Origin of the sequence: Enterobacteriaceae endosymbiont of Donacia proxima (assembly GCF_012569285.1) — a bacterium.
GTDB lineage: Bacteria > Pseudomonadota > Gammaproteobacteria > Enterobacterales > Enterobacteriaceae.
Map to the genome: position 1 here is coordinate 315,351 of NZ_CP046198.1, position 16,374 is coordinate 331,724.

The window sequence follows — 16,374 nt, forward strand, 5'->3', positions numbered from 1 at the left end:
CTACTTATATAAAAGTAATTTTAAATTAAATGAATAATTTAAATTTGTATATAAATATTATTCATCTTATCTTTATATAAAGAACCTTTTGTTATAACATATAATTATATATTATATATTACTAAATTATTTAGTAATTTAATATTGTTAATATATTTTAAATTTTATTATATGGAATTTCTAAATATTTTTTCATTAAATGAAATAATTATTTAATTTATAAAATTCTAATTATAAAAATACGATAACATTATTTATATAATTTATAATAATTTTAAATTTATGTTAAAATAATGAAAAACACATTAATAATATATTTAATATAATTTTTAATAAATTAAAAAAATATAAATTTTTTTTATATTATTTATATACTTAAAAAATTAAAAAAAATATTTTTATTTTATTTCCAATAATATTTTTTAAATATATATTATATTTGATAATTATTTATAGAATTTTTAAATTTTATAATAAAAATATTATATTATGATATCTAAAATTATTTTATAGTTTTTTATATAAATAACTATAAAAATATATATTAAATATATATTTTATATTTTTTTAACGATAATTTTGCCTTAAATAGGTATTTATTTTTATTAAAAAAAAATAAATTTTAAAAATTAAATAAATATATATAATATATTAAAATATTTATGATATTTCATATTTTATTCTTTTTATATGTTATAAAATATCATAAACTATTTATTTTTTAAAAAATATTTTATTTTTTTTTATCCCATTCAGGAGGTCTTACTTTTTTTCTAGCCATTAAATCATCAATTTGCAATGATCCTATAGTTTCATATTTTATAAGAGTATTTTTCATTTCATGTAAAATATCAATATTATTTTGTAAAATTTTTAAAGCTCTATCATAATTTTCTTGTATTAAATATTTTACCTCTTGATCAATAATTTTTGCAGTTTCATCAGACATATGTTTTGCTTTCGTAACTGATCTACCTAAAAAAATTTCACTTTCTTCTTCTAAATATAATAAAGGACCTAATTTTTTAGAAAATCCCCATTGTGTTACCATATTTCTTGCAATATTAGTCGCAATTTTAATATCATTAGATGATCCTGTTGAAACATATTTTTCACCATAAATAATTTCTTCTGCGATCCTTCCTCCATATAATGTAGAAATTTTACTTTCTAATTGTTGACGACTAATATGTATTATATCAATTTCAGGTAAAAAAAATGTTATTCCTAATGCTCTTCCTCGAGGAATAATAGTTACTTTATGGACAGGATCGTGATCTGGAACTAATCTTCCTATAATTGCATGTCCTGCTTCATGATAAGCAATTATTTCTTTTTGTTTTTCTGTCATTACTAAAGAACGTCTTTCTGTACCCATCATAATTTTATCTTTAGCTTTTTCTAATTCTAACATAGAAACTGAATTACTATTTTGACGAGCTGCTAATAATGCTGCTTCATTTACTAAATTTGCTAAATCAGCTCCTGAAAATCCTGGTGTACCTCGTGCTAAAATTTTAAGATCTACTTCTTTAGTTATAGGAACATTTTTTATATGTATTTTTAATATTTGTTCTCTTCCTCTAATATCAGGTAAACCTACTATTACTTGACGGTCAAAACGACCTGGTCTTAAAAGTGCTGGATCTAATACATCTGGACGATTAGTAGCTGCGATTACAATAACATTTTCATTATTATTAAACCCATCCATTTCTACTAACATTTGGTTTAATGTTTGTTCTCTTTCATCATGTCCTCCTCCTAATCCGGCACCTCTTTGTCTTCCTACCGCATCTATTTCATCAATAAAAATAATACATGGAGAAGATTTTTTAGCTTGATTAAACATATCTCTTACTCTAGAAGCACCTACACCTACAAACATTTCTACAAAATCAGAACCTGAAATAGTAAAAAATGGTACTTGTGATTCTCCAGCAATAGCTTTAGCTAATAAAGTTTTTCCAGTACCAGGAGGACCTATCATTAAAATTCCTTTAGGAATTTTACCTCCTAATTTTTGAAATTTAACTGGTTCTTTTAAATAATCAACTAGTTCTTTAACTTCTTCTTTAGCTTCATCACATCCAGCTAAATCATTAAATGTAGTTTTTATTTGATCTGGAGTTAACATCTGAGCTTTACTTTTACCAAAAGATAAAGCACCTTTACTACTATTTTGTAATTGACGTATAAAAAATATCCAAATTCCGATTAATAATAACATTGGAAACCATGAAATAAAAATAGATAGTAATAAACTAGGTTTTTGTAAAGGTTCTCCTAATATTTTAACATTTTTTGAAAATAAAATTCTTAATAACAATGGATCATATATAGGCATATATGTAATATAATTACTTCTATCTTTTCTAAAAACATGAATTTGTCTACTATTAATACTAATTTTAAATATTTTATTTTTTTTAACTTCAGATAAAAAAGTTGTGTATGAAATTCTTTCTTTTTTATTAAATGAATTTAAATTAAGACTCTGTACAGTTGATATAAATATCACTGCCATCGCTAACCAGAGAATTAAGTTTTTTGCCATGTCTTTCAAAGAGTAACCTCTTATAACTGTATAATATATTTTATATTAATTTTTATATCCTTTTGCAACAATATAAATTTCACTGGATTGAGATCTTGAAGCATTAGGTTTTCTAATTTTTACTATTCTAAATATAGAATTAATTTTATTATAATATTTATTAAATTCCTTACATTGAAAAGTTTTTATTAAAAAAATTCCATTATTTCTTAAATAAGAATAACATAAATTTAATACTGATTCATTTAGGTTAATAATATGTGGTATATCTATTTCTTTTATACCAGAAATATTAGGTGATAAATCAGACATAATCATATCTATTTTTTTTTTATTAAATTTTTTTAAAATTCTATTTAGAAAAATAGAATCATATATATTACCTTGGTGAAAATTAACATTTTTAATAAAATTCATAGGTAATATATCAAATGCAATAATTTTACCTTTGTTACCAATTTTTGATGAAGCAAAACTTGACCAACCTCCAGGAGATGATCCTAAATCAATTAATATCATATTTTTTTTAAAAATTTTATCTATTTTTTCTATTTGTTCTAATTTAAACCATGATCTTGATCTATATTTATTAATATTATTTTTAACTTTTTTTATATAAAAATCTTTATAATTATTTTTTAACCATAATTTAGATTTTTTATTTTTTTTATATATCATAAAATTATTTAATAAATAATTTTTTATTTTAAGTAATTTTTAAAAATAAAAAACTTTATAATATTAAATATTTCTTTTTAATTACATTTACTAGCTAAAGTTGGTAAATTATTTATTTAAAATAAACTTATATTTTAATTATTATAATTATGTATATTATTATTTTAATAATAAAATAATGTAATATCCAACTATAAAAATTTTTTAAAACAAAAAAAAATTATAATATAATGCGCATTATAATTATTTTAGCTAGAATTAGCATTTAATAATTCAGTTAAATTAGCAGCTGCTGAATCTGCAGAAGAAATATTACTGTTTTTTATTTTATTATTAATTTTCTTTTTATTAAGACGATTTGTATGATAAGTATAACCAGTACCTGCAGGAATTAATCTTCCTACAATTACGTTTTCTTTTAATCCTTTTAATTCATCGCTTTTCCCAGCAACTGAAGATTCAGTTAAAACTCTAGTTGTTTCTTGAAAAGAAGCAGCTGAAATAAAAGAAGAAGTAGCTAATGATGCTTTTGTTATTCCTAATAAATTTCGATTATATTCTGCTATTTTTTTCCCTTGTTCTTTTAATTTTTTATTTGTAATTTTAATTACTGAGACATCTAATTGTTCGCCTTCTAAAAAATTAGAATCTCCCATTTTTGTTATAGTTGCTTTACGCAACATCTGTCTTACAATTACTTCTATGTGTTTATCATTAATTTTGACTCCTTGTAATCTATAAACATCTTGAACTTCATTAATTATATAATTTGTTACAGCATTAACACCTCTTAATCTTAAAATATCATGTGGAGATTCAGGACCATCAGAAATAATATCTCCTTTATTTATTAATTCACTTTCAAATACATTAAGTTGTCTCCATTTTGGTATCATTTCTTCATGTGTTTTAATATTTGAATCAATAGGAGTAATGATTATTCTTCTTTTACCTTTTGTTTCTTTTCCGAATGAAATAATACCACTAATTTCTGCCAAAATAGCCGCATCTTTAGGTTTTCTTGCTTCAAATAAATCTGCTACTCTAGGAAGTCCTCCAGTAATATCTTTAGTGCCACCTGAATCTTGAGGTACTTTTGCTAAAACATCACCTGCATTAACATAACTACCATCTTTTAGATGTATAATAGATTTATTAGGTAAAAAATAATGTGCTGGCATATCATTCCCAGATATGATTATATCTTCATTATTATGATTAATAATTTTGATCATAGGTCTAAAATCTTTACTAATAAAAGGTCTTTCAGAAGTATCTAATACAACAATTGAGGCTAATCCAGTTAAATCATCAGTTTGTTTTATAATTGTTTGTCCCTCTATCATGTCAATAAATTTAATTTTACCTTTTACTTCTGTAATAATCGGCATAGTATGAGGATCCCAATATGAAACTATTTCTCCTGATTTAACATCGGACCCATTTTTTTTTGTTATGATAGCACCATATGGTATTTTATAACTTTCTATAATTTTATTTAAACTATTAATAATTTTTAATTCAGCATTTCTAGAAATAACTACTAATTTTTGAACAAAATTAATTACTGATTTTACATTTACTAATTTTATAATTCCATTATTTTTAATTTGAATATTAGATTCTGTTGCTGATCGTGATGCTGCACCTCCAATATGGAATGTACGCATTGTTAATTGTGTACCTGGTTCACCTATTGATTGAGCAGCAATCACTCCTATTGCTTCTCCTTTATTTATAATATGTCCTCGAGCTAAATCACGTCCATAACAATATGAACATACACCAAAATTAGTTTCACAACTAACGACAGAACGTACTTTAATATTATCAATAGAATGTTGTTCTAACATATTACAATATTTTTCATTTAATAATGTATTTCTACAAATAAGAATAGTTTTACTGTCTTTTTTATAAATATTTTCTGCAGTAACTCGTCCTAAAACCCTTTCTCTTAATGATTCTTTTATCTCTTTTCCAGTGATAATGGAGGAAATTTTAATCCCATTTAAAGTTAAACAATCATCTTCTGTTATGACTAAATCTTGTGCTACATCTACTAATCTTCTTGTTAAATATCCAGAATTTGCTGTTTTTAAAGCAGTATCGGCTAATCCTTTTCTCGCTCCATGAGTAGAAATAAAGTATTGTAAAACATTTAATCCTTCTCTAAAATTAGCAATAATGGGAGTTTCAATAATTGAACCATCGGGTTTCGCCATTAAACCTCTCATACCAGCTAATTGTCTAATTTGAGCCGCCGAACCTCTAGCCCCAGAATCTGCCATCATAAAAATATTATTGAAAGAACTTTGTTTAATTATGGAACCATCTTTATCAGTTATTTTTTCAATGGATAAATTTTTCATCATAGCTTTCGATACTTTTTCATTTGCTGCAGCCCAAATATCAATAACTTTATTATATCTTTCGCCTGCAGTAACAAGACCAGATTGAAATTGTTCTTGTATTTCATTAACTTCAGATTCTGCTTCATTAATAATTTCAGTTTTATTTTGGGGTATAATAATATCATCTATACCTACAGAAGCACCTGATTTAGCTGCATAATAAAAACCAGTATACATAATTTGATCTGCAAAAATAACTGTAGATTTTAACCCTAAGATTCTATAACATGTATTTAAAACTTGAGAAATGTCTTTTTTCCCTAAAGTTTTATTTATCATATGGTATGGTATACCTTTAGGTACTTGATTCCAAAAAATTGCTCTTCCAATAGTTGTTTTGACAATAATATTATTTTTAATCCATTTATTTGTTATTAAATCTTTATTAAATTCTTTAATTTTTACTTTCACACAAGCATGTAAATCAGCTTGTCCTATATTATAAACACGTTCAGCTTCTTTAGGGCCTGTTAATATCATTCCTTCTCCATTTGCATTAACTTTATCTTTAGTCATATAATATATTCCCAATACTACATCTTGAGATGGAACAATAATTGGCTCTCCATTTGCTGGAGATAAAATATTATTAGTAGACATCATTAAAATTCTTGCTTCTAACTGTGCTTCTAATGTTAAAGGAACATGTACTGCCATTTGATCTCCGTCAAAATCAGCATTATAAGCGGCACATACTAAAGGATGTAATTGTATAGCTTTACCTTCGATTAAAAGTGGTTCAAATGCTTGTATCCCTAATCGATGTAATGTAGGAGCTCTATTTAGTAAAACAGGATGTTCTTTAATTACCTCGTCTAAAATATCCCATACTATTGATTCTTCTTTTTCAACCATTTTTTTTGCAGATTTAATAGTAGTTGCAAATCCTCTAATTTCTAATTTACTATATATAAATGGTTTAAATAATTCTAATGCCATTTTTTTAGGTAAACCACATTGATGCAGATGTAAATAAGGGCCAACTGTTATAACAGATCTTCCTGAATAATCAACTCTTTTACCTAATAAATTTTGTCTAAATCTTCCTTGTTTTCCTTTAATCATATCTGCTAATGATTTTAATGGACGTTTATTAGAACCTATAATTGCTTTACCTCTTCTACCATTATCTAATAATGCATCTACTGCTTCTTGTAACATTCTTTTTTCGTTTTTTATTATAATATCAGGAGCTGATAATTCTAACAAACGTTTTAATCTATTATTACGATTTATAACTCTTCTATATAAATCATTTAAATCTGATGTTGCGAATCTACCTCCGTCTAAAGGAACTAAAGGTCTTAAATCAGGAGGTAATACAGGTAATATATTCATAATCATCCATTCTGGTTTATTACCTGAATATATAAAAGATTCTAGTAATTTTATTCTTTTACCGATTTTTTTTCTTTTAGTTTCTGAATTAGTATTATATAATTCATTACGTAATAATTTACATTCTTTTTTTAAATCAATATTCTTTAGCAAATATTGTATTGCTTCTGCACCCATTTTTGCTTCAAATTCATTCCCAAATTCTTCTAATAAATTTAAATATTGTTCTTCAGATAAGATTTGTTTTTTTTCTAAAGATGACATACCTTCTTCTACAACGACATATGATTCAAAATATAAAACTTTTTCTATATCTCTTAATGGCATGTTAAGTAATAATCCAATTCTAGAAGGTAATGATTTTAAAAACCATATATGTGCAATTGGAGAAGCTAATTCTATATGCCCCATTCTATCTCTTCTTACCTTTGTTTGTGTAACTTCAACTCCACATTTTTCACAAACAACACCCCTATGTTTTAAACGTTTATATTTACCACATAAACATTCGTAATCTTTAATAGGACCAAAAATACGAGCGCAAAATAAACCATCTCTTTCAGGTTTAAAAGTACGATAATTAATCGTTTCAGGTTTTTTTACTTCTCCAAAAGACCAAGATTTTATCATATCAGAAGAAGCTAGAGAAAGTTTTATTGAATCAAATTCTTCTATCTTATTTTTTGATTTTAAAAAATTAAATAAATCTTTCACAAATTTCTTACCTCAATTATACTATTACTAGTAAATTTTATACTTTAAAGTAAGTATTAATTATTTTTTTTCTAAATTAATATTTAAACCTAATGAACGTATTTCTTTAAGTAATACATTAAAAGATTCTGGAATACCAGCATTCATTTGATGATTTCCATCAACTATATTTTTATACATTTTAGTTCTACCATTTACATCATCTGATTTAATTGTTAACATTTCTTGTAAAGTATATGCAGCTCCATATGCTTCTAAAGCCCAAACTTCCATCTCACCAAATCTTTGTCCTCCAAATTGAGCTTTTCCACCTAATGGTTGTTGTGTTACAAGACTATATGAACCTGTAGATCTAGCATGCATTTTATCATCCACTAAATGATTTAATTTTAACATATACATGTATCCTACAGTAACTGGTCTTTCAAAAGCTTCTCCTGTACGTCCATCATATAATTTTATTTGCCCAGAAACTGGTAAATCAGATAATTTTAACAACTCTTTAATTTCTTCTTCATGAGCTCCATCAAATACTGGTGTAGCAATAGGCATCCCTTTTTTTAAATTATTTGCCAATAAAAGAATTTCTTTATCAGTAAAATTATTTAAATTTACATTTTGACGTATATTATTACCTATACTATAGGCTTTATTAAGAAATAAACGAATTTTTTCTATATTTTTTTTTTCTTCTAGTAAACTACGAATTTTATTTCCGATGCCTTTGGCAGCCATACCTAAATGAGTTTCTAAAATTTGTCCTATATTCATTCGAGAAGGTACACCTAAAGGATTTAATACAATATCAATCGGAATACCATCTCCATCATAAGGCATATCTTCTACAGGACAAATTTTAGAAATAACTCCTTTATTACCATGTCTTCCTGCCATTTTATCTCCTGGTTGTATTTGTCTTTTAACAGCTAAATTTACTTTAATAATTTTTAAAATACCGGGAGCTAAATCATTTCCTTGTGTAATTTTAATTTTTTCTAATTCTATTTTTTTTTTAAAATTTTTTTTTATTTCTTTATATTTTTCAATAAAATAATTTAATTTTTTTTGATTTTTTTCGTTTTTAACGGAAAGAGAATTAATAAAATTAATATTAATATTTTCAATATTATTAACAATATTTTTTTTTAATAAAAAATTTTTTATATTTAAAAGTATATTTTTTTCAAAAATTTTTTGTTCAGCTAATAAATTTTTTTGAATTTGTTTAAATTGCATTTCTTCTATTTCTAGAGTTCTTTTATCTTTTTTTACACCATCTCGTGTAAAAATTTGTACATCAATTACAGTTCCATTCATGCCGTTAGGCACTCTTAAAGAAGTATCTTTTACATCAGAAGCTTTTTCACCAAAAATCGCACGTAATAATTTTTCTTCTGGTGATAATTGAGTTTCTCCTTTAGGAGTTATTTTACCTACAAGAATATCTCCATTTTGTACTTCAGCGCCAATATATACTATTCCACATTCGTCTAATTTAGTTAAAGAAGATTCATTTACATTTGGTATATCAGATGTAATTTCTTCTGGTCCTAATTTTGTATCACGTGATATACAAGATAATTCTTGTATATGTATAGTAGTAAATTTATCTTTTTGAACAATTTTTTCAGATAATAAAATAGAATCTTCAAAATTATATCCATTCCATGGCATAAAAGCTACTCTCATATTTTGACCTAATGCTAACTCTCCTAAATCGGTAGCAGGACCATCAGCTAATACATCACCTTTCTTTACATATTCATCTAAATGAACACATGGTGTTTGATTTATGCATGTATTTTGATTTGATCTTATATATTTTTCTAAATAATAGATATCGATATTATTATCAATAATATCATTTCTTTTTATAAAGATACGTGTAGAATCTATATATTTTATAATCCCAGAATTTTTAGCAATAACGGTTACACCAGAATCTACAGCTACAACTCGTTCCATACCAGTTCCTACTAATGGTTTTTCTGTTTTTAGTGTAGGCACCGCTTGCCTTTGCATATTAGCACCCATTAATGCACGATTAGCATCATCATGTTCTAAAAAAGGAATTAAAGAAGCACCTACAGAAACAATTTGTTGTGTAGAAACATCCATATAATGGATTTGTTCTTTTTTAAAAAAACCTGCTTCACCTTTATAACGACATGTAATAAAATCATCAATAATATATTTATTTTTATCTATATTAGTATTAGCTTGAGCAATAATAAAATTACCTTCTTCTATAGAAGATAAATAATTAATTTTATCAGTAACATATCCATTTTTAACTAATCTATAAGGTGTTTCTAAAAATCCATATTCATTTGTTCTTGCATAGACTGATAACGAATTAATTAAACCAATATTAGGTCCTTCAGGTGTTTCTATAGGACATACTCTACCATAATGTGTAGGATGAACATCTCTAACTTCAAATCCTGCTCTTTCTCTAGTTAAACCACCTGGACCTAAAGCAGAAATACGTCTTTTATGTGTAATTTCTGATAATGGATTATTTTGATCCATAAATTGTGATAATTGACTAGAACAAAAAAATTCTTTTAAAGCTGCAGAAATAGGTTTGGCATTTATCATATCTTGAGGCATTAAAGTTTCTAAATCGCCTAAAGATAATCTTTCTTTAACAGCTCTTTCTACACGAATTAAACCTATACGAAATTGATTTTCTGCCATTTCTCCAATAGAACGAATTCTTCTATTACCTAAATGATCAATATCATCAATACTTCCGTTACCATCACGAATGGTAATTAATTTTTTAATAACATCTATAATATCTTCTTTATTTAAAATTCCAGGACCAAAAATATTTTGACGTAATAATGAACGATTAAATTTCATTCTCCCTACGGGAGATAAATCATAACGATCTTCGACGAAAAATAATTTTTTAAATAAAAGTTCTGCAGCATCTTTTGTAGGAGGTTCTCCAGGTCTCATCATTCTATAAATTTCTATTAAAGCATCTAAACGATTAGTTGTACTATCTAATTTTAATGTTTCAGATATATAAGATCCATGATCTAAATCATTAGTAAAAATTGTTTCGATAATATTTTGATTATGAAAAATTTTATTAACGATATCTATCGTTAAAGGATAATTTGCCGAAATAATTACTTCACCAGTACTTTTATCTATATAATCTTTAATAACTATTTTATTTACCATATACTCTATAGGTATATTAATATATTTAATATTATCATTTTTTAAATGATTAATGTGACGTAGAGTAATTCTTTTTCCTTTTTCTATATATATAATATCATTATTTTTAATATCAAAAAATGCTGTTTCTCCTCTTAATCTATCCGGTATTAATTTTAATGTAATTTGTTTCCCTTTTATTTTATAAATATTTTTTTTAAAAAAAATATTTAATATTTCTTCCACATCATAACCTAAAGCACGTAGAATAACTGTAACTGGTAATTTTCTCTTTCTATCTATACGTACAAAAATATTATCTTTAGAGTCAAACTCGAAATCTAACCAAGATCCTCTATAAGGAATAATACGAGCATTATATAATATTTTTCCTGATGAATGAGTTTTTCCTTTATCACTATCAAAAAAAACTCCAGGACTTCTATGTAATTGTGAAACTACTACACGTTCAATACCATTAACTATAAAAGTACCATTTTTTGTCATTAATGGTATTTCTCCCATATATACTTCTTGCTCTTTTATATTTTTAATAGGTAATCCTGGTTTTTCTTTATCATAAATAATTAATCTTAATTTTACTTTTATAGGAGCTGAATATGTCATTCCTCTAATATGACATTCTTTCATAGTAAAAAGTGATTTTCCTAAATTATAATTTAAATATTCTAATTTAGCATTTCCACTATAACTGGTAATAGGGAAAATACTTTTAAATGCAGCTTCTAAACCATACTGTCCTGTAGGATCTTGTGTTATAAATTTTTTAAATGAATCTATTTGGATAGAAAGTAAATATGGAATATTTAAAACTTGAGACCTTTTTCCAAAATCTTTACGAATACGTTTTTTTTCAGTTTGAGAATAAACCATATGGTTCCTCAGTTATCTGATAAATTAAACAATTTAATTAAATTAATATTTATTTTATAGATATTTATAAATAAGTTTTTATTTAAATTTTTATAAAATTATTTAATTTCTATCTCTGCTCCAGAAATTTTTAATTTAGATTCTAAATCTAATGCTTCTTGTTTAGAAATAGATTCTTTTAATACTACAGGAGCTGATTCTACTAAATCTTTAGCTTCTTTTAATCCTAAATTTAAAATATTTCTAACAGTTTTTATAACGGAAATCTTATTATTTCCTATATTTTTAAGATGTATACTAAATTCAGTTTGTTCTTCTTTTTTTTCTTCTTGTTGATTATTATCTTGTTTACTTGTTATTACACTAGAAACACCAAATTTTTTTTCCATAGAATTGATTAAATCCATTATATCCATAATAGACATTGATTCTATAGCTTCTATGATTTGTTTTTTGGTTATGGCCATTTTATCTTCCTAAAATAATAAGAATTTTGTATATAAATAAATTAATTTATTTTATATTTTTAATCGCAATTAAGATTCTATAAAATCTACCTATAGAAATATCTTTTATAATTAGTAAAAAACGTATAATAGCTTCTTTATATGTAGGTAATTCAGCTAAAAAATCAATATTTTCACTATTTATTATTTTATTATTAAATGATGCTGCTTTAATTATTAAATTATTATCTAATTTACTAAATTTTTTTAGTAAACGAGCCGCAGAACCAGGATGTTTAAACGAATAAGCTACTAATATAGGACCATGTATTAAAGAATCTAAACATTCAAAACTACTACCTTTGATAATTAATTTTAATAATTTATTTCTTATAATATTTATAGTAACATTTTTATTTTTACTTTTTTTTCTTAATTTATTTAAATTATTATTATTAACACCACAAAAATTAGCAATAACAACTGATAAAGCACGTTTATTTATTTTACTCATTTTTGCAACAATCATTTTTTTTTTTTTAATATTTAATGACATTATAAGATTATTGCACTCCTAAATTTTATAAAACAAGAATTATTATAATTTATAATATAAAACGATTAAAATTTTAATTTTTTATTAAAAATTATGACTATAATATATTTATTTTTTATTGTAAAGAAAAATATTAATTAATTAAATTAATACAATCTTTAGTAATATCTAAAGATAAACCCATAGTAGAAGATATATATATTTTTTTAAAAAAGTTATTTTTTAATTGTACTGGTTTATATTTTTTTAAAATTTTCAATAAACTTTTTAAATTTTCTTTAATTTTTTTACTTTCAAAATTAATTTTACCAATAGTAGTATGAATAATTCCATTTTTATCATTACGAAAATTAATTTGTCCGTCACGTATCTTTTTAATTGTTTTATCTATATTATTTGTGATTGTACCTAATTTAGGATTAGGCATTAATCCTTTAGGTCCTAAAATAGGTCCTAATTTAATTACTAAATCCATAGCTTCTGGAGTAGAGATAACTATATCAAAATTTTTTTCACCATTAATAATTTTTTTTGATAGATCATCCATCCCAACTAATTTCACTCCTAGTTTTTTAGCTTGTATTGCTTCTTTACCATCGGCAAAAACTGCTATTTTAATATTTTTTCCAGTACCATAGGGTAAGGATACACTTCCTCTAATATTTTGTTCAGTTTTTTTAGGATTTATACCTAAAACAATAGCAATATCAATACTTTCAATAAATTTAACTTTACTTAAAGTTTTAAGATTATTAATAGCTTTTATAATAGAAAATTGTTTTTTAATGTTTATATTTTCATGAATTAATTTCATTCTTTTTGTTAATTTTATCATAATATTTTAATCCTGAATAATTAAACCCATTGATATAGCAGTCCCTTTTATAGAAGACATCATAGATTCAATATTAGTCCCATTCATGTCAATATATTTTATTTTTGCAATTTCACGAATTTGGTCATGTGTAATTGTTCCAATTTTATCTTTTTTCGGTTTATTAGCTCCTTTTTTTATCCCTAAAAATTTTTTTATTAATGCAGATACTGGAGGAGTTTTAGTTATAAATGTAAAAGTTTTATCAACATAAATTGTAATAATTACTGGTATAGGCATTCCTTTTTCTAAATTATTAGTTTTTAAATTAAAATTTTTACAAAAGTTCATAATATTTATACCATGTTGTCCTAATGCCGGACCTATAGGAGGACTAGGATTAGCATTACCAGCTGGAACTTGTAATTTTACATAAGTTTTAATTTTTTTAATCATAAAAAATCTCTATTAATTAATAATTATAATAAAAAATATCTAGAACATATAATTTTTTAAAATTATTTTATCCTTTTTCTACTTGTCTAAAATCTAGATCTACAGGAGTAGATCTACCAAAAATTGATACTGAAACTTTTAATCTATTTTTTTCATAATCTACTTCTTCTACTATGCCATTAAAATCAGAAAAAGGACCATCTTTAACTCTAATCATTTCTCCTGGTTCAAATATTGTTTTTGGTCTAGGTTTATCACCAATTTTTTGTAGACGTTCAATAATAATATTTACTTCTTTATCACTTATAGGAGACGGATTATCAGATGTTCCACCGATAAAACCTAAAACTTTTGGTACACTACGTACTAAATACCAACTTAATTCTTTCATTATCATATGTATTAATATATATCCCGGAAAGAACTTACGATCACTTCTATATTTTTGTCCTCTACGTATTTCAATTATAGCTTCAGTAGGTACTAAAATTTTACCAAATAAATATTTCATATTATGAATTTTAATATATTCTTTTAATGATTTAACTACACGTTGTTCAAAACCAGAACGAGCTTGAATAACATACCATTTTTTTTTTAAAGATTTATCCATTTTATGACCTCGTTCCAGTTAAATATGATATTACATAGATTAAAAAATTATCTAATATATAAAGTAAACATGACATTATTATAACAATAATAGTTATAATTAAAGCTGTATGCCAAGTTTCTTTATAAGAAGGCCATATAACTTTATAAGTTTCTATGCGTGCATTATATATAAAAGATAATAAATTTTTACCTTTATTTGTAGATAAAATAATAAAAATCATTAAAGTTAATATAAAAAAAGATAAAATTAAACGAATAAATAAATTCATTTTTTGATAAATAGTATTACATACTATAATAATAGTTAACAAAATTATACTGATAATCCATTTAATAAAAACCGTTATATTTTTTTTAAATTTTATAATATTCATTATATATTAACCAAAAAATACTTATATAGAATATATATAAATTATATAGATATATTTTACTAATAATTTATTTAATATTTAAAATCAGAATAAAAAAAGAATCAAAGGGAATATATAATTTTCCCTTATCTTCTTTTATAATATATCTATTTTAATACTTTTGTAACTACACCTGCTCCTACAGTACGTCCTCCTTCACGAATAGCAAAACGTAAACCATTAGACATAGCTATAGGATGAATTAATGTTACAATCATATTGATGTTATCTCCAGGCATTACCATTTCAATATTAGATGGTAATTCTATAGTGCCTGTAACATCTGTAGTTCTAAAATAGAATTGAGGACGATATCCTTTAAAAAAGGCTGTATGTCTTCCACCTTCATCTTTTGATAAGATATAAACTTCTGCTTCAAATTTTGTATGTGGTGTAATTGATCCTGGTTTTGCTAAAACTTGACCTCTTTCTATATCTTCTCTTTTAATACCTCGGAGTAAAATGCCTACATTTTCACCAGCACGTCCCTCATCTAGTAATTTACGAAACATTTCTACTCCAGTACAAATAGATTTAATAGTATTTCTAATACCTATAATTTCTACTTCTTCTCCTACTTTTATAATACCTCTTTCTACTCTTCCAGTTACTACAGTACCTCGTCCTGAAATAGAAAAAACGTCTTCTATCGGCAATAAGAAAGGTTTATCAATTTTTCTTATAGGATTTGGTATATAATTATCTAATTCATTAGATAATTCAATAATTTTTTTTTCCCATACTTTATCTCCTTCTAATGCTTTTAAAGCAGATCCTTGAATAATAGGAGTTGTATCTCCAGGAAAATTATAATGTGTTAATAAATCACGTACTTCCATTTCTACTAATTCTAACAATTCTTCATCATTAACTAAATCACATTTATTAAGAAATACTATAATATAAGGGACTCCTACTTGTCTAGCTAATAAAATATGTTCTCTTGTTTGTGGCATAGGTCCATCTGTTGCTGCAACTACTAATATTGCTCCATCCATTTGAGCAGCTCCTGTAATCATGTTTTTTACATAATCTGCATGTCCTGGACAATCAACATGAGCATAATGACGATATTTTGTATCATATTCAACATGAGATGTATTTATAGTTATACCTCTTGCTTTTTCTTCTGGTGCATTATCAATTTGGTCAAAAGCTTTTGCAGAACCACCATATTTTTTTGATAAAACAGTTGTTATAGCTGCTGTTAATGTTGTTTTCCCGTGATCAACATGTCCTATAGTACCTACATTAATATGAGGTTTAGAACGTTTAAATTTTTCTTTAGACACAAGATAATAT

General features: G+C 24.5%; 10 protein-coding genes and 1 pseudogene. All 11 read right to left on the minus strand.

Translation table 11 applies throughout. The features are described 5' to 3' along the window. Positions 1-742: 742 nt before the first annotated feature. Positions 743-2,566: pseudogene (gene ftsH, locus GJT97_RS01540) on the minus strand (ATP-dependent zinc metalloprotease FtsH); the annotation flags it as partial. A gap of 36 nt (positions 2,567-2,602) precedes the next feature. Further along, the gene (locus GJT97_RS01545) at positions 2,603-3,235 is read right to left on the minus strand and encodes an RlmE family RNA methyltransferase (protein ID WP_169767740.1); all 633 of its coding nucleotides are present in this window, start codon (positions 3,233-3,235) and stop codon (positions 2,603-2,605) included. A 248-nt stretch (positions 3,236-3,483) separates the two neighbouring features. After that, on the minus strand, positions 3,484-7,701 hold the full coding sequence (gene rpoC, locus GJT97_RS01550; protein WP_169767741.1) for a DNA-directed RNA polymerase subunit beta': 4,218 nt from the start codon (positions 7,699-7,701) through the stop codon (positions 3,484-3,486). Positions 7,702-7,761: 60 nt separating this feature from the next. Continuing rightward, positions 7,762-11,772 carry a DNA-directed RNA polymerase subunit beta gene (rpoB, locus tag GJT97_RS01555; RefSeq protein WP_169767742.1) on the minus strand — a complete coding sequence of 1,337 codons (4,011 nt, stop codon included), beginning with the start codon at positions 11,770-11,772 and terminating at the stop codon, positions 7,762-7,764. 98 nt (positions 11,773-11,870) lie between these two features. Continuing rightward, a complete protein-coding gene (rplL, locus tag GJT97_RS01560; RefSeq protein ID WP_169767743.1) occupies positions 11,871-12,239 on the minus strand; it encodes a 50S ribosomal protein L7/L12 in 369 nt (122 codons plus the stop codon). Positions 12,240-12,285: 46 nt separating this feature from the next. Next, positions 12,286-12,774: a 50S ribosomal protein L10 gene (rplJ, locus tag GJT97_RS01565; protein WP_169767744.1), complete on the minus strand. Its 489-nt coding sequence runs from the start codon at positions 12,772-12,774 to the stop codon at positions 12,286-12,288. 133 nt (positions 12,775-12,907) lie between these two features. After that, on the minus strand, positions 12,908-13,609 hold the full coding sequence (rplA, locus tag GJT97_RS01570) for a 50S ribosomal protein L1 (RefSeq protein WP_169767745.1): 702 nt from the start codon (positions 13,607-13,609) through the stop codon (positions 12,908-12,910). A gap of 6 nt (positions 13,610-13,615) precedes the next feature. Further along, a complete protein-coding gene (gene rplK, locus GJT97_RS01575; RefSeq protein WP_169767746.1) occupies positions 13,616-14,044 on the minus strand; it encodes a 50S ribosomal protein L11 in 429 nt (142 codons plus the stop codon). 67 nt (positions 14,045-14,111) lie between these two features. Continuing rightward, positions 14,112-14,657 carry a transcription termination/antitermination protein NusG gene (gene nusG / locus GJT97_RS01580; protein WP_169767747.1) on the minus strand — a complete coding sequence of 182 codons (546 nt, stop codon included), beginning with the start codon at positions 14,655-14,657 and terminating at the stop codon, positions 14,112-14,114. Position 14,658: 1 nt separating this feature from the next. Then, positions 14,659-15,033: a preprotein translocase subunit SecE gene (gene secE, locus GJT97_RS01585; RefSeq protein WP_169767748.1), complete on the minus strand. Its 375-nt coding sequence runs from the start codon at positions 15,031-15,033 to the stop codon at positions 14,659-14,661. 146 nt (positions 15,034-15,179) lie between these two features. Further along, the gene (gene tuf / locus GJT97_RS01590; RefSeq protein WP_169767749.1) at positions 15,180-16,364 is read right to left on the minus strand and encodes an elongation factor Tu; all 1,185 of its coding nucleotides are present in this window, start codon (positions 16,362-16,364) and stop codon (positions 15,180-15,182) included. Positions 16,365-16,374: the final 10 nt, after the last annotated feature.

Coding starts and splice junctions, on each gene's coding strand:
- GJT97_RS01545 (WP_169767740.1), bottom strand. CDS start 3,235: ATGATATATAAAAAAAATAAAAAATCTAAATTATGGTTAAAAAATAAT.
- rpoB (WP_169767742.1), bottom strand. CDS start 11,772: ATGGTTTATTCTCAAACTGAAAAAAAACGTATTCGTAAAGATTTTGGA.
- rplL (WP_169767743.1), bottom strand. CDS start 12,239: ATGGCCATAACCAAAAAACAAATCATAGAAGCTATAGAATCAATGTCT.
- rplJ (WP_169767744.1), bottom strand. CDS start 12,774: ATGTCATTAAATATTAAAAAAAAAAAAATGATTGTTGCAAAAATGAGT.
- rplA (WP_169767745.1), bottom strand. CDS start 13,609: ATGATAAAATTAACAAAAAGAATGAAATTAATTCATGAAAATATAAAC.
- rplK (WP_169767746.1), bottom strand. CDS start 14,044: ATGATTAAAAAAATTAAAACTTATGTAAAATTACAAGTTCCAGCTGGT.
- nusG (WP_169767747.1), bottom strand. CDS start 14,657: ATGGATAAATCTTTAAAAAAAAAATGGTATGTTATTCAAGCTCGTTCT.
- secE (WP_169767748.1), bottom strand. CDS start 15,033: ATGAATATTATAAAATTTAAAAAAAATATAACGGTTTTTATTAAATGG.